The organism is Achromobacter sp. T5-5, from assembly GCF_055397965.1.
Genome location: NZ_AP027919.1, coordinates 5672218 through 5692913, shown reverse-complemented (window position 1 = coordinate 5692913; position 20696 = coordinate 5672218). Strand labels below are relative to the sequence as shown.

Below are 20696 nucleotides of genomic sequence, written 5' to 3'. Positions count from 1 at the left end.
TTATCCGGGTTGGAGCCCCTTATGCTTGATTCTCATCTTGGCGGTTCGGACACGAACCCCCAGGGCACTGCTTGGCATGTGGGCAATTATCTGACGTCGATGGATCGGGCGCTGCTGCTGTTCGACTTCGACGCGACCGGCTCCTTGTTGAACGGCAATACCAATTTCCTGGCCGCGGTGGGCTACACCCGCGAAGAGGCCCAGGCGCTGCGCCACGACATGCTGTGCGACAGCATGGACGAAGGCAAGGGCACGGGCAGCGGCGAACAGGTCTGGGCCCGGCTGCGCCGCGGCCAGCATTTTTCCGGCACCTGCCGATACCGCAAGAAGGACGGCAGCTTTCTTTGGATCGAGGCCACCTATCTGCCGCTGACGGACGACGCGGGCGATATCGCCCGCGTGTCGGTGATTTCGCGCAAGTCGATCGCGGATGCCGAGCGGCAGGAGGAGATCCGTCTGCTGATGCTGGGCATCAACGAGACGGGCAACGCGGTGGCCGTTTCCGGCTGCGACGGGCGGATCGTCTACGTCAACGATGGCTTCCAGCGCATGCTGGGCTTTTCGCGCGGCGATGCCCTGCACCAGGATCTGGGCGAGCTGCTGTCCGGCGGCCGCCCCGATGGCGGCACGCGCGAGGAACTCCACCGGCGCGTCGCCTGTCGCGAGGGCTATCACAAGGACGTGCTGGTCTACGACCGCGGCGGCAAGCCGCTGTGGGTGTCGGTCATGGCCAACTCGGTGTTCGACGAGCGCGGGACGCTGGTCAACATCGTGGACGTGCTGACGGACATTACGCCGACCAAGGTGCACGAGGTGCTGCAGCGCCGGGTGTTGCAGGCGATGGTGAACGAGGCCTCGGTGGTCGAGGTTATGAATATGGTGTGCCGCGAGGTCGAGCGCCTGGCGCCCGAAGTGGCGGCCTCGGTGGTGCGCGTGGACGACGCGGGCCTCTTGCGGCCGCTGGCGGCGCCCAGTCTGCCGCAAGCCTATTCGGACGCGCTGGAAGGCGTGGCGATCGGCCCGCAGGTGGGCGCGTGCGGCACCAGCGCGTTTCTGGGGCGGCCGGTGATCGTGCCGGATATCGCGACGGATCCGTTGTGGGACGATTACCGCCATCTGCCGCTGCCCGAGGAATACAAGGCCTGCTGGTCGTCGCCGATCAAGTCGAGCGACGGCCGGGTGATCGGCACGTTTGCCTTCTATTTCCGCGAACGCCGGCTGCCGGACGATTTCCATCACCGCCTGGTGGATGTGTGCGTGTATCTGTGCGCGCTGGCGCTGGAGCGCGAGGAAGCCCGCGCCCGCATCCGCCAGCTTGCGTTCTATGACGAGCTGACGGGGCTGCCCAACCGCAATCTGCTGCTGGCGCAGGCCGAGCAGGCCATCGCGCGCGCCGAGCCGGAGCGCAAGCGGGTGGCGGTGCTGTTCCTGGATCTGGACCGCTTCAAGCAGGTCAACGATACGCTGGGCCACCCGATCGGCGACGCGCTGCTGCGCGACGTGGCGCAGCGCCTGCGCCGGCTGGCGCGCGCGACCGATATCGTGGGCCGCCTGTCGGGCGACGAGTTCGTGATGCTGATGCCGGAGTTCGAGCACGGCCGCCTGACCGCGGCCGCCGAACATATCCTGGTGGCGCTGGCGCAGCCTTTCTCGGTGGGAGGCATCACGCTGAATCCGTCGGTCAGCATCGGCATCAGCGTGTTCCCGGAAAACGGCCGCGACATGGATACGCTGCTGCGCCATGCCGACATGGCGATGTACCAGGCGAAGACGGCAGGGCGCAACCGCATTTCGTTCTTCAGCGCGGAAATGAACCGCCAGGCGCAGGAGCGGCTGGCGCTGGAGGCAGCCCTGCGCGATGCGCTGGAGGCCAAGGCGTTGCGCCTGCATTACCAGCCGCAGGTGGGGCTGAGGAACGGCAGCCTGTATGGGGTCGAGGCGCTGGCCCGCTGGCGCCATCCGACGCTGGGCGACATTTCGCCGGCGCGCTTCGTGCCGCTGGCTGAAGAATGCGGCCTGATCGGCGACCTGGGCGACTGGGCGCTGCGCGAGGCCTGCTCGCAACTGGCGATCTGGCGCAACAACGGCCTGCGGGTGCCGTCGGTGTCGGTGAACCTGTCGGCGACGAATTTCCACAACCTGAACCTGCCGCGGATGATCGCGGCGACGCTGGCCGAATTCGGGCTGGCGCCGGCGGATCTGATGCTGGAGATCACCGAGGGCGTGGTGCTGGACGCGACGGCGGGCACGCTGCGCACGATCGCGGAGCTGCATCGGTTGGGCGTACGCCTTTCGATGGACGACTTTGGGACGGGGTATTCCAGCCTGGGCCATTTGCGCCGGCTCATCGTGGATGAACTGAAGCTGGATCGCAGCTTTGTGCAGGGGCTGGAGAGCGATGATGCTGCCCGGGCGCTGACGAGCGCGGTGATCCGGATCGGGGAGAGCTTGAGCCTGCCGGTGGTTGCGGAAGGTGTCGAGAATGAGGAGCAGCGGCGGTTCCTGATCGAACAAGGGTGCGCGGCGGGGCAGGGGTTCCTGTTTTCACCGCCGTTGCCGGCGGGGGATCTGGAGGAATGGCTGCGGGCTCGGGGGTAGTCGCGGGGTTGGGCTTGTCGTGTCTTCGCCTCTTGGGGATTTGAGTTCTTGAGGCGTCCGGCACGGTGGCGACGCGGGGCGCGCGGGGCCACGATTGCGGTCCGGAGCCTTCGCTCCGGACTGCCCTAGGCGGGCCCCCCCGTCGTCATCCTCGTCCCCGCCTGCGGCGGCTCCTACGGATTCCCTCGGGCTTATCGACGCCCCGCGCACCCCGCGCCGCCACCGCACCGGACTCGAGCAATTGACAGTGTCAGGCCGTTGGGCAGGTCAGCGTGCTTGGCATTTTTGCGGCGAGACTTTCGGACCCGGAGCATCTTGCGGTGCCCGTCCCCGGTCGGCCGCGCGGGCGGCCTTCGGGGACTTACGCGGCGTCTTGCGTTGTGGTGATGACGCTTCGCGAGTAGGGGGGATGGAGTCTGGGTTCTTGTCGAGATCAGCGTTCAGACACCTCGGAGCAGCTCGCCACTAATCGCCACTTGAACCCAAGTCCCCGCTGGGCGGCGCGCGTCCAGGCCGGCAAACTGTAGCAGGCCGTCATCGCGCGCCGCCCATCACCTTCCCCCCTCGGTGATGCTGGACCCATTAGCACCCCCATCCCCGCCAGCGCGCAAGCGCCCACCCCTCCGACGCCCCACAACGCGTATGCCGATCGTGGCCGCCCGCGCGGCCGCGACTCGGCGGGCCCCGCAAGAATCGTCCCCGACCACGGGTCTAGCAGCGCCGCAAACCGGCACATCGCAGCTCCTCGGTGCGGGCGGCAGGGTCGCGAGCGCCGTCGATGCGCCCGAGGGAATCCGTAGGAGTCGCCGAAGGCGAGGACGAGGATGACAACGGGGCAGTCCGGAGCGAAGGCTCCGGACCGCAATCGTGGGCGCTCGCGGCCCTGCCGTCCGCGCCGAGGGGCGGATCAAGAACTCAAAAAACGCGCCGCAACACGCGCTGCAACGTAAGCATCCCACCCCAAAACCGATCCTGCCACCGCTACGAATCCCACGCAGCGTCCGATCAAACGACATCCTCCATCCGCCTCCAAGAGCAATCCCCCAATCGTCCCCCTTTAACTCCGTCCTAAATACTTTCCCTCATTTGCACACCCACAACTTCGGGTATATATTTCAAGCCTAAACTATCCAGACCTAAATATCTGCGGCTTGCGCTCCAGCATCAACGAGCGACTGTCGCGTACCCTTGGAGCGTATACGGCAATGAAGATAGTCTGCATCGGCGGCGGTCCCGCCGGCCTGTATTTCGGTCTGCTGATGAAACTGCAGAATCCCGCCAACGAAGTCACCGTCATCGAGCGCAACCGCCCGTACGACACCTTCGGCTGGGGCGTCGTGTTCTCCGACGCCACCATGCAGAACCTGCGCGAGGCCGATCCGGTCTCCGCCCAGACCATCGGCGATGCCTTCAACCATTGGGATGACATCGACATCCATTTCAAGGGACGCAGCATCCGCACCAGCGGCCACGGCTTCATCGGCATCGGCCGCAAGAAGCTGCTCAACATCCTGCAGGCCCGCTGCGAAGACGTCGGCGTGAAGCTGGTGTTCGAAAACTTCGTCCAGGACGACCAGGCCATCGCCCGCGAATACGACGCCGACCTCGTCATCGCCTCGGACGGCATCAACAGCCAGGTCCGCACCCGGTACGCCGACACCTTCCATCCCGACATCGATCAGCGCCGCTGCCGCTTCGTGTGGCTGGGCACCAAAAAGGTCTTCGATGCGTTCACGTTCGCCTTCGTGCAGACCGAGCACGGCTGGTTCCAGGCGCACGCCTACCGCTACGAAGACGGCATGTCCACGTTCATCGTCGAAACGCCCGAAGAAACCTGGCAGGCCGCCGGCATCGAGCAAATGAGCCAGGAAGAGGGCATTGCCTACTGCGAAAAGCTGTTCGCGCCCTGGCTGGACGGCAACAAGCTCATCAGCAATGCCTCGCACCTGCGCGGTTCGGCCATCTGGATCCGCTTCCCGCGCGTCATCTGCAACACCTGGGTCCACTGGAACAACCTGGACACCGCGCGCGGCATGCGCCGCGTGCCGGTCGTGCTGATGGGCGACGCCGCGCATACCGCGCACTTCTCCATCGGCTCCGGCACCAAGCTGGCGCTCGAAGACGCCATCGAACTGGCGCGCTGCCTGAGCGGCGCGGAAGGCAGCGTCGAGGCCGGCCTGCACCACTACGAAGAAGTGCGCAGCGTCGAAGTCCTGAAGATCCAGAACGCCGCGCGCAACTCCACCGAATGGTTCGAGAACGTCGAGCGCTACGCCGACCTGGATCCCGAGCAGTTCGCCTACTCGCTGCTGACCCGTTCGCAGCGCATCTCGCACGAGAACCTGCGCCTGCGCGATCCAGCCTGGCTCGAAGGCTTCGAGCGCTGGATCGCCGAGCGCGCCGGTGCGGGCACTCCCGAGGGCCGGCGTCCGGCCATTCCGATGCTCACCCCCTACCAGGTGCGCGGCGTGCGGCTCAAAAACCGCATCCTGGTGTCGCCCATGGCCATGTATTCCTGCACCGACGGCGTGCCGGGCGATTTTCACCTGGTTCACCTGGGCGCCCGCGCCATGGGCGGGGCCGGGCTGGTCATGGTGGAAATGACCTGCGTGTCCCCCGACGGCCGCATCACCCCGGGGTGCCCGGGCCTGTGGAACGACGAGCAGCAGCAGGCGTTCGCGCGCATCGTGAACTTCGTGCACGGCAACAGCGACGCGCGTATCGGCATGCAGCTTGGCCACGCCGGCCGCAAGGGGTCCACGCAGCTCGGCTGGCAGAAGATCGATCATCCGCTGCCCGAGGGCAACTGGCCGCTGATGTCGGCCTCGGCCCTGCCGTACATCGAAGGCGTGTCGCAGACGCCGCGCGCCATGACGCGCGCCGACATGGACCAGGTGCGCGACAACTTCGTGGCCGCCGCCCGCCGCGCCGCGGCCGCCGGCTTCGACTGGCTGGAGCTGCACTGCGCCCACGGCTATCTGCTGTCCAGCTTCATTTCGCCGCTCACCAACCATCGCGACGACGAGTACGGCGGCAGCCTGGAGAACCGCCTGCGCTTCCCGCTCGAGGTCTTCCACGCCGTGCGCGCGGTCTGGCCCGAGGACAAGCCCATGTCGGTGCGGATCTCCGCCCACGACTGGGTGGAAGGCGGCATCACGCCGGACGATGCGGTCGAGATCGCGCGCCACTTCAAGGCCGCGGGCGCCGATATGATCGACTGCTCGTCGGGCCAGGTCAGCAAGGAAGAAAAGCCCATCTACGGCCGCATGTTCCAGACGCCGTTCGCCGACCGGGTCCGCAACGAGGCCGGCATTCCGACGATTGCGGTGGGCGCCATCTTCGAAGCCGATCACGCCAACGGCATCATCGCCTCGGGCCGCGCCGACCTCTGCGCGCTGGCACGTCCCCATTTGGCCGACGCCTCCTGGACGCTGCGCGAAGCGGCCCGGGTGGGCTATGTTGATGTTTCCTGGCCGAGCCAGTATTTCGCCGGCAAGCGCCAGCTTGAAACCAACTTTGAACGCGCCGCCGCCATGGCGCAACTGGATATCAAATGAACGCACAACCGCACCCGCTCGCCGGGCGTCATGCCCTGGTGACGGGCGGCGCCCGCGGCATCGGCCTGGCCAGCGCGCGGGCGCTGCTGCAGCGCGGCGCGCGCGTCACGCTGCTGGGCCGCGACGGCGGCGCGCTGGACGTCGCGACCGACGAACTGGCCCGGCTGGGCCAGGTGCAGGCCGTCAGCGCGGACATCGCCGACGAGGCCTCGGTGCGCGCCGCCTTTGCGCAGGCCGAGACCGAGTTCGGCCCCGTGCTGATCCTGGTGAACAACGCCGGGCAGGCGGTCAGCCAGCGCTTTGACCGCACCGACGCCGCGCTCTGGAACCAGATGCTGGCCGTCAACCTGACCGGCACTTTCCACTGCATCCAGGCGGCATTGCCCGGGATGCTGCAGGAAAAATGGGGCCGCGTGATCAACGTCGCCAGCACCGCGGGCCTGATCGGCTACGGGTATGTAAGCGCCTACTGCGCCGCCAAGCACGGCGTCATCGGCCTGACCCGTTCGCTGGCGCTGGAAACCGCCCAGAAGGGCGTGACCGTCAACGCGGTCTGCCCGGGCTACACCGAGACCGACATCGTGCGCGGCGCGGTCGCCAATATCGTCGAAAAGACCGGCATGACGCCGGAAGCCGCCCGCCTCAAGCTGGCCGAGCGCAATCCGCAGGGCCGCCTGGTGCAGCCCGAGGAAGTGGCCGAGACGGTCGCGTGGCTGGCCCTGCCGGCGTCCGCCTCCGTCAATGGCCAGGCGATCGCCGTGGACGGCGGCGAAGTGATGACCGGCTGAAGCCGGCAAGCCACCCACCCTGCATTCACGAACGGAGACACCATGAGCACCCAGCCCGAAGAGCACACCATGAAGCACCACAAGCGTCCCCTCGCCGGCTACCAGGCGAAGACGTTCCTGTGGCAGGTGTCGGACGACGGCAAGATCGGCACCATCACGCTGAACCGTCCCGAGCGCAAGAATCCGCTGACTTTCGATTCGTACGCGGAATTGCGCGATCTCTTCCGTTCGCTGGTGTATGCCACCGACGTCAAGGTGATCGTGGTGACGGGCGCGGGCGGCAACTTCTGCTCGGGCGGCGACGTGCATGAAATCATCGGCCCGCTCACGAAGATGAGCATGCCGGAACTGCTGGACTTCACCCGCATGACGGGCGACCTGGTCAAGGCCATGCGCGCTTGCCCGCAGCCCATCGTGGCGGCGGTGGACGGCGTGTGCGCCGGGGCGGGCGCGATGGTGGCGCTGGCCTCGGACATGCGCCTGGGCACGCCCGCCGCGCGCACGGCGTTTCTCTTCACCCGCGTGGGCCTGGCGGGCGCCGACATGGGCGCGTGCACGCTGCTGCCGCGCATGATCGGCCAGGGCCGCGCCTCCGAACTGCTGTACACGGGCCGCGCGATGACGGCCGAAGAGGGCGCCAACTGGGGCTTTTTCAATGCGCTGCACGACTCCGGCAAGCTGCTGGAAGCCGCCCAGACGCTCGCGGCGCAGCTTGCCGCCGGCCCGACGTTCGCCCACGGCGTCACCAAGAAGCTGCTGCACCAGGAATGGAACATGGGCGTGGACGAGGCCATCGAGGCCGAAGCCGAGGCCCAGGCCATCTGCATGCAGACGCGCGATTTCCATCGCGCCTACGAGGCCTTCGTGGCCAAGCAGAAGCCCGTCTTCGAGGGGAATTGACGATGCGCGACGCAAGCTGGCTGGACTGGCCCTTTTTCGACGACACGCACCGCAAGCTGGCGCATGAGGTCGACGCCTGGTGCGAAAAATCGCTGGGCGACGTCGACCATCACGACGCCGACGCGGCCTGCAAAAAGCTGGTCCGCGCCATGGGCGAGGCCGGCTGGCTGCGCTACGCGGTGGCGGGCGGCCCGGACGGGGCGTGGGGCGGCGCGCTGCCCGAGGTGGATTCCCGCGCCGTGTGCATCCTGCGCGAAACCTTTGCGCGCCATGAAGGCCTGGCGGACTTTGCGTTTGCGATGCAGGGCCTGGGCAGCGGCGCGATTTCGCTGATGGGTTCGGATGCGCTGCGCCAGCATTATCTGCCGCGCGTGGCGCGCGGCGAGGCGATCGCGGCCTTTGCGCTGTCCGAGCCCGATGCGGGCTCCGACGTGGCCGCGCTGGCGTGCGAGGCGCGGCTGGACGGCGATCACTACGTGCTCAACGGCGTCAAGACCTGGATCTCCAACGGCGGCATCGCCGACTTCTACTGCGTGTTCGCGCGCACCGGCGAAGCGCCGGGCGCGCGCGGCATCAGCGCGTTCGTGGTGGATGCCGGCACGCCGGGCTTCGAGGTCGCCGAGCGCATCGAACTGATCGCGCCGCACCCGCTGGCGACCATCACCTTCGACAACTGCCGCATTCCCGCCACGCACCGGCTGGGGGATGCGGGCCAGGGCTTCAAGCTGGCCATGATGACGCTGGACATCTTCCGCGCGTCGGTGGCGGCGGCGGCGCTGGGGTTTGCGCGCCGCGCGCTGGACGAGGGCCTGGCGCGCGCCAAGTCCCGCCGCATGTTCGGCCAGACGCTGGCCGACCTGCAATTGACGCAAGCGGCGCTGGGCGACATGGCCACGGCCATCGACGCCTCGGCGCTGCTGACGTACCGCGCCGCGTGGATGCGCGACGTGCGCAAGCTGCGCACCACGCGCGAAGCCGCGATGGCCAAGATGACGGCCACCGAATCGGCGCAGACCGTGATCGACCGGGCATTGCAGATGTTCGGCGGCGCGGGCGTGGTGTCGGGGATGCCGGTGGAGAAGCTTTACAGGGAAATCAGAGCGCTGCGTATCTACGAAGGCGCCACGGAAGTGCAGAAATTGATCATCGCCCGTGAATTGCTGAAGGCGTAAAGGGGCCACCGAGCGCCTGCCTTCGCAACGTAAACCGCATCGCACTAGCCAAGGGGAATTTTCATGGAAGTATCCGCCCACATCGACACCTTCGCCCGGGACAACCTGCCCCCGGGCGATCAATGGCCAGAGTTCCTGCTGGACGGCCCCGACGTGGCCTATCCCAAGCGTTTCAATTGCGCCGTGGAGCTGGTGGACGCCATGGTGGACCGCGGCCACGGCGACCGCGTGGCCCTGCGCTGGCGCCAGGACGGCAAGCCGGCCTCGATGACCTACCGCGAGCTGGCCGCGCTGACCAACCGCATCGCGCACGTCCTGACCGAGGACATGAAGCTGGTGCCGGGCAACCGCCTGCTGCTGCGCGGTCCGAACAATCCGATGATGGCCGCGTCCTGGCTGGCCGCGATCAAGGCGGGCCTGGTGACCGTGCCGACGATGCCGCTGCTGCGTTCCAAGGAGCTGAAGCAGATCATCGAGAAGGCGCAGATCCAGGCCGTGCTGTGCGATGTGCGGCTCAAGGACGAGGCGCAGTTCTGCGCGCAGCCGGATCACGAGCATCATTGCGCCGACCTGGCGCAGATCATGTATTTCAATGACACCGCGCCGGATGCGCTGGACACGCTGGCGGCGGGCAAGTCCGATACCTTCCAGGCCTGCGACACCGCGTCCGATGACGTCTGCCTGATCGCGTTCACCAGCGGCACCACGGGCTCGCCCAAGGGCTGCATGCACTTTCACCGCGACGTGCTGGCGATGTGCGACCTGTTTCCCAAGCATGTGATCAAGCCGGGGCCGGACGATATTTTCTGCGGCACGCCGCCGCTGGCTTTTACCTTTGGCCTGGGCGGGCTGTTGTGCTTTCCCCTGCGCGTGGGCGCGAGCACGGTGCTGTCCGAGAAGCTGTCGCCGGAAAGCCTGCTGGAACTGATCCAGGACTTCCGCGCCACCATCGTGTTCACCGCGCCAACCTTCTACCGCCAGATGGCGGCGCAGGTGGGCAAGTTCGACCTGTCATCGCTGAAGAAAAGCGTATCCGCCGGCGAGGCCTTGCCCGATGCGACGCGCCAGCTCTGGAAGGAGGCGACGGGGATCGAGATGATCGACGGGATCGGCGGCACGGAGATGATCCACGTGTTCGTATCCAGCCCGCCGGACGAAGTGCGCCGCGGCGCGATCGGCCGCGTGGTGCCGGGTTATGTGGCCCAGATCGTGGACGATGACATGAAGCCCGTGCCCAACGGCACGGTGGGCCGCCTGGCGATCAAGGGGCCGACGGGCTGCCGTTACCTGGCCGACGAGCGTCAGCGCCGGTTCGTGCAGCAAGGCTGGAACCTGCCGGGCGATACGTTCGTGCAGGACGACGACGGCTATCTGTTCTATCAGGCGCGCAATGACGACATGATCGTCTCGGCGGGCTACAACATCGCCGGTCCCGAGGTCGAGGACGCGCTGCTGCGCCATGAGGCCGTGGCGGAATGCGGCGTGGTGGGCGCGATGGACGACGAACGTGGCCAGTTGGTGAAGGCGTTCGTGGTGCTCAAGCCGGGCTACGCGCCCAGCGCCGAGCTGGTGGCGCAGATGCAGGCGTTCGTGAAGGCCAGCATCGCGCCGTACAAGTATCCGCGCGCAATCGAATTCGTGGCGACGTTGCCGCGCACCGAGACCGGCAAGCTGCAGCGCTTTGCGCTGCGCAAGATGGCGTGAGCAGGAAAAGGCATCAAGGAAACATCATGGCAGCACCCCATCCGGCAGCACCCTTTGAGAGTCAGGTAGAAGTCCGCTTTCGTCACTGCGATCCGGCGGGCATCGTGTTCTACCCGCGCTACTTCGAGATGATCAATGATTTTGTCGAGGAGTGGTTCGACAAGGGCATGGGGCTGCCGTTTCACGCACTGCACGTCGAACGGCACATCGGCACGCCGATGGCGTCGGTGACGTGCGATTTCAGCGCGCCCAGCCGCTGGCACGAGAAGCTGCGCCAGACGCTGGCGGTGCAGCGTATTGGCGGCGCGTCTTTCAAGGCGCTGGTGCGCTTCGAGGGGCCGGACGGCCAGTTGCGGTTGTCGGCGACGCTGACGATCGTGACGGTGGACCTGCGGACGATGAAGTCGATGCCGCTGCCCGCGGATCTGCGGGAGCGCATGCAGGAATATCTGGCAACCGCGGCATAAGCGGACGCCGCCCTGTCTTTGTTTATTTGATCATTAGGATGAGACGTTATGAAAATTCTGCAACCGCCGGATTGGATGGCGCCCCGGGGCTATTCGAATGGTGTGCTCACCGAGATGCAGGTGGGCAGCAAGCTGGTGTTCGTGGGCGGACAGGTGGGGTGGAACGGGCAGCAGCAGTTCGAATCGGATGACCTGGCGGACCAGGTCCGTCAGACGCTGCTGAACATCGTCCAGATCCTGGCCGAAGGCGGTGCGAAGCCCGAGCATATCGTGCGAATGACCTGGTATGTGACGGACAAGGACGCGTACGTGGCGGCGTATCCGGCCATCGGCAAGCACTACCGTGAATTGATCGGCCGGCATTTCCCCGCGATGACGGCGGTGGAGGTTGCCGATCTGGTGGAGGATCGCGCAAAGGTTGAGATCGAGGTCACTGCGGTGGTGCCTGCGCAGTAGGATTTCTCGATTTGACGGGGTATCGAAGGTTCGCCGCTTTTGCTGTCCGGCCGGCACCGGATGGCGGAGGCGGCGGGCCTTCGGTGCTTTGGGGGGCTCTTCACCGCCGAATCCTCACCCCCCCATGCGCCGCGTCTCTCTCGGCAGTTCGCCGAACCGCTCCCGGTAATACTCCGAAAACCGCCCCAGATGTCCAAACCCCACGCTTAGCGCGACCTCCGTCACGCTTGCGTCCGGCTGGGCCTTCAGGCGGCTTCGCGCCGCGTCCAGCCGGAAGGCGCGCAGCGCGTTCATGGGCGTGGTGTTGCGGTGTTCCTGGAACAGCCGGGTCAGCGCGGTGACGCTGGCGCCCGCGTGGCGGGCGATGTCGTTCAGGGTCAGCGGCGCGCCCAGGCGGTCGCGCATGTAGGACTCGGCCACGCACAGGCGGCGCGGGATGGCCTCGGCGGACGGGGTCTGCCAGGTGTTGGGCTGGTTGTAGAGCAGATGCAAAACCAGCGTGTCTTCCAGGTGCTCCAGCCACGCGGCGGGCGGGCGGCGGGCGCCGTCGTCCAGGGTGGGCAGCAGGTGGATCAGGCTGGCCATCATGCTGCGCCACGCCGCGCCAATGGGGGTGTCCAGGCGCAGGGCGGGGCTGAAGTCCAGCGGGCGGGTGGCGGCTTCGCCGAAGGCGCGCTGGCCCATGGCTTCGAGCTTGCCGCGAGGAATCTTCAGCAGCAGTTGTTCGCAGCCCGCTTCCCAGTGCAGCCGCAGCCGGCGGTTGGGGGCGATGACCGCGGCGCAATCGGGGTCGGCGTTGATGCCTTCGTCGCCGCATTCGATGCGGGCGCGGCCGCGTAGCGGCACCTGGACCAGCATGAAGTCCTGGAGGCGGTCGGGTTCGATGTGGACTTCGGCGCCGTAGCGCAGCGTACAGAGGGTCAGGGAGCCGAAGCGGCCCCGGTTCAGTTCGGCGTCCACGCGGCCGCCTTTCCAGGTGAGGCGGTGGTCCTTGAGGGCTTCGGACACGCGCGCGCGGGTCTCGTCTTGCTGCGTGGAGCTGAAGACGCGCCGTGTCAGCAAGGGCGCCAGCTCAAGTCGGGACCAGCCGTGCATGGAAGCCTCCGGGACGGGACCGATCCCGTATCTTGGGCCAGCGTAATTTAAACGGGCCGCATTGGGAATTAAGTGAATCCCGGATAAGCGTGGCGGTATTCGGATAGAACGCGGCAGGCCGCGGGCCTAATCTTGCCTGCAAGGCGCCGCGGACGGTGTGCGGGCCTGTGTGGCAATGAAGGCGCCGCGGCGCGTAAGCTGGGCGGCTTGGATCGGCGGCATGCGTGTACCGACGGCAGACGGGATCTGTCAGCTTTCCGCCGGCGCGGCTGGCGGCGAATACGGGGTGGCACATGAATCGGAATCGATGGAGCCGGCGTGCGCTGGCGGCGCTGGTTTGCCTGACGGCGGCGGCGGGCGCGTCGGCGGCGGACAAGGTGAAGGTCGGGTTGCTGACGACGCTGTCCGGGCCCGGCGCGGCGCTGGGCAACGAGATCCGCGATGGCTTCAACCTGGCGCTGCAGCATACGGGCGGCAAGCTGGGCGGGGTGCCGGCGGAAGTGGTGGTGGCCGACGACCAGCAGAAGGCCGATACCGGGCGCCAGGCGGTCGAACGGCTGCTCAAGCGCGACCGCGTGGACGTGATGACGGGCATCGTGTTTTCGAATGTGCTGCTGCCGGTGATGCCCGCGATCCTGCAATCGGACACGATCTATCTCAGCACCAACACGGGGCCAGAGAACTACGCGGGCGCGGGCTGTAACCCGAATTTCTTCGCGGTGGCCTGGCAGAACGAGGACATCCCGGCCGCCATGGGCAAGTACGCGGCGGACCAGGGCTACAAGCGCGTGGCGCTCATCGCGCCGGACTACCCGGGCGGCCGCGAGTCGCTCAACGGCTTCAAGCGCCTGTACAAGGGCGGCGTGGCCGAGGAAATCTACACCCAGCTCGGCCAACTGGACTACGGCGTGGAGATCACGCGGTTGCGCGCCAGCAAGCCCGATGCGGTGTTCTTTTTCCTGCCGGGCGGCATGGGCGTGAACTTCATCAAGCAGTTCAATGGCGCGGGCCTGTCCCAGGACATCGCGCTGCTGGCGCCCGGCTTTTCCGGGGACGAGGACACGATCGCGGCGGTGGGCGCGCCGATCAAGGGGCTGCGCAATACGGCGCAGTGGGCCGCTGATCTGGACAACCCCGCCAACCGCAAGTTCGTCGAAGACTTCAAGAAGACCTACAACCGCAGCCCGTCGCTGTATGCCTCGCAGGGCTACGACGCAGCGATGCTGCTGGACAGCGCGGTGCGCCAGACGGGCGGCAAGCTGGACGCCGAGGCGCTGCGCCCGGCGTTGCGGCGGGCGGACTTCAAGTCGGTGCGCGGCGATTTCAAGTTCAACCGCAACCAGTATCCGGTCCAGAACTATTACCTGCGCGTCGTCGAGGCGGACGCCAGCGGCAAGCTGCACAACAAGCTGTCGGGAACGGTGCTGACGCAATACCAGGATCCCTTCGCCGCCGCGTGCCAGATGAAGTAGGCCGCCGGCGCTTCGCAATTCAGGAGATACGCATGATTGATCGCATTACGACGCGCGAGGTGACGATCGCCTCGCACGATGGCAAGTCCTTTGGCGCCTATCTGGCGGTGCCGGCCTCGGGCCGCGGTCCGGGCCTGGTGCTGTGCCAGGAGATTTTCGGCGTCAACGACTTCATGCGCCGCAGCGCGCAGTTGCTGGCCGAGGAAGGGTATGTGGTGCTGGTGCCGGACCTGTTCTGGCGCCAGCAGCCCGGCATCCAGCTCACGGACGGCCCCGCGGACATGCCGCGCGCCTTCGAGCTGTACAAGGGCTTTGACGTGGACCTGGGCGTGAAGGACATCGCGGCCACGCTCGCCGCGCTGCGGGCCCTGCCTGAACAGGAAGGCGGCGCGGGCGTGCTGGGCTATTGCCTGGGCGGCAAGCTGGCCTATCTGGCGGCGTGCCGCACGGACGCGGACGTGGCGGTGGGCTATTACGGCGTGGGCATCGAGGACAGCCTGGACGAAGCCGCCAGCCTGCGCGGCCGGCTGGTGCTGCACATCGCGGAGCAGGACGGGTTCTGTCCGCCCGAGGCCCGCCAGCGCATCCTGGCGGCGCTGGGCGGCAAGCCGGGCGTGGAACTCTACGTGTATCCGGGCGTGGACCATGCGTTCGCGCGCACGGGCGGTGAACACTACGACAAGCCCTCGGCGCTGATGGCGCACCAGCGCAGCATGGCGGCGCTGCAGCGCACGATCGGGCCGGAGTTCGACTATTCCTACCTGTGGGACAAGCACTGCGAATACGAATTCGGCACGCGCGACGTGGCCGCGACCATGGCGACGATGGTGGCCGAGCCCTACGTGAACCACATCCCCACGATGACGGGCGGCGTGGGCCACAAGGAGCTGTCGCGCTTCTACCAGCATCATTTCGTCAACAGCAATCCGCCCGACACGCGGCTGGTGCCGCTGTCGCGCACGGTGGGTGCGACGCAGATCGTCGACGAGCTGCTGTTCTGCTTCACCCACACGACCGAGATCGACTGGATGCTGCCCGGCGTGGCGCCCACGGGCAAATACGTGGAGATCCCGCTGGTGGCCATCGTCAAGTTCCGCGGCGACAAGCTCTATCACGAGCACATCTATTGGGACCAGGCCAGCGTGCTGGTGCAGGTGGGCCTGCTGGACCCCAAGGGCCTGCCCACGGCCGGGCGCGAGACCGCGGCCAAGCTGCTGGACGAGACCCTGCCTTCCAACACGCTGATGGCGCGCTGGAAGGACAGCGAGAACAAGTAGGGAGACGACATGCCTTATACCGACGAGCAACTTGCGTCCCTGGTGCGCGGCGACAGCGTGCACCGGGACATCTACACCGATCCGGCCATCTTCGACCTGGAAATGCAGCGCATCTATGGCCGCGCCTGGATCTACGTGGGCCATGAAAGCCAGGTGCCCAAGACGGGCGACTATCACACCACGCGCCTGGGCGACCAGGACGTGCTGATGGTGCGCGCCGCCGACGGCCGCGTGCACGTGCTGTACAACCGCTGTCCGCACAAGGGCGCGAAGGTGGTGGCCGATGGCGAAGGCTGCGCCGGCAAGTTTTTCCGCTGCCCGTATCACGCCTGGACCTTCAAGCTGGACGGCAGCCACCTGGGCGTGCCGCTCAAGCAGGGGCTGGAGGGCACGTCCTACGATCCGGCCGATCCGTCGTTTTCCATGCGCCGCCTGCCACGCGTGGACAGCTACCGCGGCTTTGTCTTCGCCAGCCAGGCCAGCGAGGGCCAGGCGCTGGAGGACTTTTTGGGCGGCGTGCGTTCGTCCATCGACAACCTGTGCGACCGGTCGCCGGTGGGCGAGGTCGAGGTGGCGGGCGGCGTCTTCCGCGTGATGCAGCGGTCGAACTGGAAGGTCTTCTACGAAAACCTGCACGACACCATGCACGCCCGCGTCACGCATGAATCGTCCTATGCGGCCGCGCGCGACGAAGCCAAGGAAATGGGCGAGATGCCGCTCGAGCTGCACATCATGGACGGCAACGGCGAGCCCTACGAGTTCTGGGAAAAGCTGGAGCTGCGCGCCTACGACAACGGCCACGGCTACATGGAAGGCATCTTCAACCCGGGCGCCGCCGAACGCGATCCCGTGTCGCGCGCGCACTTCGAATCGCTGACCGCCGCGTATGGCGAGCAGCGTGCTCGCGAGATCCTGGGCATGAACCGCCACAACACCGTCATCTATGGCAGCGGTTCTCCCCACACCGTGTTCCAGCAGTTCCGGGTGATCCGCCCGGTGGCGGTGGACCGGACGCTGATCGAGATCCAGACGTTCCGCTGCAAGGGCGCGCCCGAGGGCGTGTTCAAGCGCGCCATGCTGTACGCCAACGTCATCAACTCGCCGTCGTCCAACGTCATGCCGGACGACATCGAACTCTACAACCGCTGCCAGGAAGGCAACGCGACGCGCGGCGGCGACTGGGTCAGCATGCACCGCTATCACGGCACTGACCGCGTCGACGCCGACGGCATGGTGTCCGTGAACGGCACCAGCGAATTGCCCATGCGCAATCAGTTCCGCGCCTGGAAGGCGTACATGGAGGACGGCGCGGGCACGGTTACCGCGCCCGCCGCGGCCAACAAGGGAGACGGCGCATGCTGCTAGATCTTGATTTCGACGTCAGCACGGCGGACCTCGCGCCGGCGGACGTGCCGGTTGATACCCACCATCGCATCGCCCAGTTCCTGTACCAGGAGGCGCGCCTGCTGGACGAGCGCCGCTATGACGACTGGCAGGCGCTGTGGACGCAGGACGGCATGTACTGGATGCCGCGCAAGCCCGGCCAGGAAAGTCCCTACGATTACATCTCGCTGTTCTGGGAAGACCGCATGCTGCGCGACGTGCGCATCCGGCGCCTGGAGCATCCGCGCAACTGGTCGCAACAGCCGCCCACGCGCAGCGCGCGGCTGGTGGGCGGGGTGCAGGTCGAGGGCGTGGACGCGGGCGGCAACCTGGTGGTCCATTCCGTCTTCCAGATGACCGAATGGCGCAAGCGCCAGCCGCGCCAGCTGGCGGGCCGCTATACCCACAAGCTGGCCGCCGAGGGCGACGGCTGGCGCATCCGCATGAAGCGCGTGGATCTCGTCAACTGCGACGATGCGCATGACGCCTTCGAGGTGTTCGTGTGACGGGCACGGACGCCGCGGTGCTGGCGCTGCACTACCAGAACGACGTCCTGCATCCGGACGGCAAGATCCGCGTCGGGCTGGATGCCGACGGCGCTGCACGCCAGCGCCTGCTGGACAACGCCGCGGCCTTGCTGGCGGGCGCGCGCGCGCAGGCGCTGCCCATCGTGCACGTGCGCATCGCGTTCCGCCCCGACTATGCGGATCTGCTGCCCAATTGCCAGATTTTCCGCAGCGTGGCGGCGATTGGCGCGGTGCCGGAGGGGCAGTGGGGCAGCGCGTTCTACGAGGGGCTGCAGCCGCTGGCGGGCAGTGCGCGCGAGTTCGTCGTCAAGCACACGCGCATCAGCGCGTTCTATGGCACGCCGCTTGAGGAAACCCTGCGGCTGCTGGGCGCGCGTCGGCTGGTGGTGGCCGGCGTGGCGACGCATTCGGTGGTGGAGGGGACGGTGCGCCATGCGGCCGACATCGGCTTTTCCGTGATGGTCGCGCAGGACGCCTGCGCGTCCGCCGACCCCGCGGTGCATGCGGCGTCGCTGGCCAGCATGCGGCTGATCGCGCAGACGGGCACGGTGGACGAGGCGCTGCGCTGGGCCGCCGCGCCGAACTGACAAAGGAATATTCATGGATTTCTCAGGCTTTCCCGGGCTGGCGGGCAAGACCGCCATCGTCACCGGCAGCACCCAGGGGCTGGGCGCGGATATCGCGCGCGGGTTCGCGGCGGCGGGCGCCAATGTGGTGCTGGTCGGGCGCAATGCCGAGGCCGGCGAGGCCCTGGCCCGGGCGCTGGGCGAACGGGCCCTGTACTGCGAAACCGACATCGGCCAGGACGGCCAGATCCAGGCCTGCATCGACGCCGCGCGGGCGCGCTTCGGCCGGCTCGATATCCTGGTCAACAACGCCTGCCAGTATGCGGATCGCGGACTGGCGTCCTCGCGCGAGGAATGGCATCGCACGCTGGATACGAACCTGGTGTCGGCGGCGATCTTCACGCAGCTGGCCGCGCCATTTCTGCCGCGCGGCGGCGTGGTGGTGAACATGGGCAGCACGGGCGGCAAGTTCGGCGCCGCCGGGCGGGCGCTATACCCGGCGTCCAAGGCCGCGTTGCTGCAGATCACCAAGAACTTCGCGGTGGAGCTGGCGCCGGCAGGCGTGCGCGTGCTGGCCGTGTCGCCCGCCTGGACGTGGTCGCCGTCGGTGGAGCAGTTGTCGGGCGGGTCGCGCGCGGCCGCCGATGCCGTGGGCGCGCATTTCCATCCGCTGGGGCGGGTGGGGTCCGGTGAAGAGATCGCCGCCGCGGTGTGCTTCGCGTGTTCCGACGCCGCGTCGTGGATGACCGGTGTGGACATCCCGGTGGACGGCGGATTTTCGGTGCTGGGACCGGACCGCGGCATCTCGCCGCGGGTGTGGTTCAAGGAGCTGATGCCCGGCGACGGGGCGTGATGGCGTAAATGTCAGACGCCGCTGCCCAGGCTTCAGCGGATGACGATCTCGCCTTCTTCCAGCCCGGCCTTGCCGCCCACCTGGTCTTCCAGGAATTCCTGCATCTTGTTGCCCAGCTGGATCTTCGTGCCGCTACAGAAGCGCCGCGTGGCGGCAATGGTGGCGTTCTGCTGCGGCAGCAGGTCGCGCGCAAGCTGGGCTTCCTCGGTTTCCAGCGCCGCCAGGTCGCTGATGAGCTTGGTGTGCGTGTTGCGCGCGCGCTCGACCACGTCGCCAGTGGCGCGCTGGGGGTTGGCCTGCAGGAACATCAGCAACTGTTCCAGCTTGGCCTTGTCCTCGTTCATCTTCAGGCGCTTGCGGGTCAGCGCCGAGCGCTTGATGTCGGCGTGCGGATCCAGGCCGGCCTGCACCAGCGTCGGGATGCCCGCCGGCGACCCGATGGTGCCGGCGCGCACCGCCAGCAGGGCGCGCGTCTCGCCGCCCGTGATGGCGCTTTGCTGCGTATTGGGCGGACCGACGTTCACGCTGCCGCCGGCGGCGATGTTGCTCTGGCGGATTTCGCGCTCGACGTCGATGTCCTGGCCCGCGCTGATGACGGCGTTCTCGATGAACTTCGCGCGCAGCGTGCCGCCACAGACGATGTGCGCGGTGCGCGGCGTGGCGGTGGCGTCGTGCAGGGCTTCGGCCATGCCGATGATGCCGCCCTTGACCGTGACGCTGCCGCCGGCCTCGACCAGCGCGGCTTCGATGGTGCCGTTGACCACCACGTCGCCCGTGACGCGCACTTCCATCGTGGCGGCGATGTCGCCGCGCACCTGCAGCGACCCCTCGAACGTGATGTTGCCGGTGGACAGGTTGACGGCGTCCACCTCGACCATCGGGTTCACCTGCACGCCGTGGGTGATCAGCGTGGGCGTGCCGGCGATGGCGGCGCGCAGCAGCAGCGGATCCTCCGGGTCGACCTCGACGCCCGACAGCTCCTTGGAGAAGGGCGTGTCGGGCAGTTCGTCGGGCAGCACGGCCTCGCCCAGCACATTGGTGCCGTCCACGCCCGGCAGCGGCGGAACGCGGCGCATGAGCGGGGTGCCGGGCGACACCAGCAGCAGGCTGCCCAGGTCGCGGTAATCCACCTGGGCCAGTTCGTCGATGTCCTCGGCGCGGGGCTTGAGGCGGTCCAGCAGGCTTTCGAAGCGGGTTGGCGTGCCGCGCGTGGGCGGCGTGCCTTGCGCGGCAATGATGGTCTCGGCGCGACCGAGCGCGACGGCCTCGGCCAGCGCGGCGTCCAGCACGCCATGGACGATGCCCTGGTCGGCCAGCGCCTGGCGCACCGCCTCGAGCGTGACGGGCTTGCCGCCCTTGGGCGGGTGCAGCGTCAGCGTCGCGGCCATGCGCGTCGCGTTCAGTTCGATGTCGAAGCTGCCGTCCACGACCTGGCCGACGGGGCTTTGCACGGGGTCGGTGGCCGTGCGGCACAGGTCGATGAAGGCCAGGATGGCGTGGTTGTCCAGGGCCTCCGCGCCCCAGCCTTGGGCGGCGGCGGCGGCGACCAGGATGTCCCAGGTCGGCAGCTCGGTGTTGGCAGGCGGGGCCTCGTCTTCGTCGGCGACGGCGATGTCGGCGTCGTGTTCGCCGGGCTGTTCGAGGGGCTGGACGAGGGTTTGGGCGAGGGGGCTTTCAGCGTGTTCAGGGGCGTGTCCGCCGCCCTCCATGGGCGCGGCGCCCGCGGCCGGCTGGGCGTCGTCGGCCGGGCGGGGTGGCGGCGTATAGACAGCCGTCAGGACGTTGGTGTCGGCATCCAGCAGCAACTGGAGCATGTTTTCTGCGCCCATTTCACCCTCTCTCCGGTCCCGGCACGAACGGCCAGGTTCAATCATTTAGTAA

At 67.5% G+C, this 20696-nt stretch carries 16 protein-coding genes; 14 read left to right on the top strand and 2 right to left on the bottom strand.

Annotated elements, in window-relative coordinates:
• Positions 1–21 precede the first annotated feature (21 nt).
• The 8 genes from ACZ50Q_RS25705 (at position 22) to ACZ50Q_RS25670 (ending at position 11642) form a co-directional block, all read left to right on the top strand.
• Positions 22–2598 (top strand): sensor domain-containing protein, encoded by a 2577-nt coding sequence (locus ACZ50Q_RS25705; RefSeq protein ID WP_464079918.1) that lies wholly within the window; start codon positions 22–24, stop codon positions 2596–2598.
• Positions 2599–3803: 1205 nt separating this feature from the next.
• Entirely contained in the window at positions 3804–6155 is a 2352-nt protein-coding gene (locus ACZ50Q_RS25700) for a bifunctional salicylyl-CoA 5-hydroxylase/oxidoreductase (RefSeq protein WP_464079917.1), read from the top strand.
• Complete coding sequence (locus ACZ50Q_RS25695) at positions 6152–6943, top strand: SDR family NAD(P)-dependent oxidoreductase (protein WP_464079916.1); 792 nt, start codon at positions 6152–6154, stop codon at positions 6941–6943. The genes ACZ50Q_RS25700 and ACZ50Q_RS25695 overlap by 4 nt, the downstream gene beginning before the upstream one ends.
• 42 nt (positions 6944–6985) lie before the next feature.
• The gene (locus tag ACZ50Q_RS25690; RefSeq protein WP_464079915.1) at positions 6986–7843 is read left to right on the top strand and encodes an enoyl-CoA hydratase family protein; all 858 of its coding nucleotides are present in this window, start codon (positions 6986–6988) and stop codon (positions 7841–7843) included.
• Positions 7844–7845: 2 nt separating this feature from the next.
• On the top strand, positions 7846–9015 hold the full coding sequence (locus tag ACZ50Q_RS25685) for an acyl-CoA dehydrogenase family protein (protein WP_464079914.1): 1170 nt from the start codon (positions 7846–7848) through the stop codon (positions 9013–9015).
• A gap of 63 nt (positions 9016–9078) precedes the next feature.
• Positions 9079–10719, top strand: a complete 1641-nt coding sequence (locus ACZ50Q_RS25680; protein ID WP_092579864.1) for an AMP-binding protein — start codon at positions 9079–9081, stop codon at positions 10717–10719.
• 26 nt (positions 10720–10745) lie between these two features.
• Complete coding sequence (locus tag ACZ50Q_RS25675) at positions 10746–11186, top strand: acyl-CoA thioesterase (protein ID WP_092579862.1); 441 nt, start codon at positions 10746–10748, stop codon at positions 11184–11186.
• 48 nt (positions 11187–11234) lie between these two features.
• Positions 11235–11642, top strand: coding sequence for a RidA family protein (locus ACZ50Q_RS25670; RefSeq protein ID WP_076518700.1), 408 nt, complete (start codon positions 11235–11237; stop codon positions 11640–11642).
• A 114-nt stretch (positions 11643–11756) separates the two neighbouring features.
• Here ACZ50Q_RS25670 and ACZ50Q_RS25665 read toward each other — a convergent pair whose 3' ends face one another.
• A complete protein-coding gene (locus ACZ50Q_RS25665) occupies positions 11757–12737 on the bottom strand; it encodes an AraC family transcriptional regulator (protein WP_092579860.1) in 981 nt (326 codons plus the stop codon).
• Between the two features lie 293 nt (positions 12738–13030).
• On the opposite strand from ACZ50Q_RS25665, the gene ACZ50Q_RS25660 reads away from it, so the two are divergent.
• From ACZ50Q_RS25660 to ACZ50Q_RS25635, 6 genes are read left to right on the top strand one after another with little or no spacing between them, the layout of a single operon-like run.
• On the top strand, positions 13031–14209 hold the full coding sequence (locus tag ACZ50Q_RS25660; protein ID WP_092579858.1) for an ABC transporter substrate-binding protein: 1179 nt from the start codon (positions 13031–13033) through the stop codon (positions 14207–14209).
• A gap of 32 nt (positions 14210–14241) precedes the next feature.
• Complete coding sequence (locus ACZ50Q_RS25655; RefSeq protein WP_464079913.1) at positions 14242–15486, top strand: dienelactone hydrolase family protein; 1245 nt, start codon at positions 14242–14244, stop codon at positions 15484–15486.
• Positions 15487–15495: 9 nt separating this feature from the next.
• Positions 15496–16851, top strand: a complete 1356-nt coding sequence (locus ACZ50Q_RS25650; RefSeq protein WP_092579854.1) for an aromatic ring-hydroxylating dioxygenase subunit alpha — start codon at positions 15496–15498, stop codon at positions 16849–16851.
• Positions 16842–17375, top strand: a complete 534-nt coding sequence (locus ACZ50Q_RS25645; protein ID WP_076518705.1) for an aromatic-ring-hydroxylating dioxygenase subunit beta — start codon at positions 16842–16844, stop codon at positions 17373–17375. The genes ACZ50Q_RS25650 and ACZ50Q_RS25645 overlap by 10 nt, the downstream gene beginning before the upstream one ends.
• On the top strand, positions 17372–17983 hold the full coding sequence (locus tag ACZ50Q_RS25640; RefSeq protein ID WP_464079912.1) for a cysteine hydrolase family protein: 612 nt from the start codon (positions 17372–17374) through the stop codon (positions 17981–17983). Before ACZ50Q_RS25645 ends, ACZ50Q_RS25640 begins: the two co-directional genes overlap by 4 nt.
• Positions 17984–17996: 13 nt before the next feature.
• A complete protein-coding gene (locus ACZ50Q_RS25635; RefSeq protein WP_092579850.1) occupies positions 17997–18815 on the top strand; it encodes an SDR family oxidoreductase in 819 nt (272 codons plus the stop codon).
• A gap of 32 nt (positions 18816–18847) precedes the next feature.
• Here ACZ50Q_RS25635 and ACZ50Q_RS25630 read toward each other — a convergent pair whose 3' ends face one another.
• Positions 18848–20644, bottom strand: coding sequence for a DUF342 domain-containing protein (locus tag ACZ50Q_RS25630; protein ID WP_464079911.1), 1797 nt, complete (start codon positions 20642–20644; stop codon positions 18848–18850).
• Between the last annotated feature and the right edge of the window lie 52 nt (positions 20645–20696).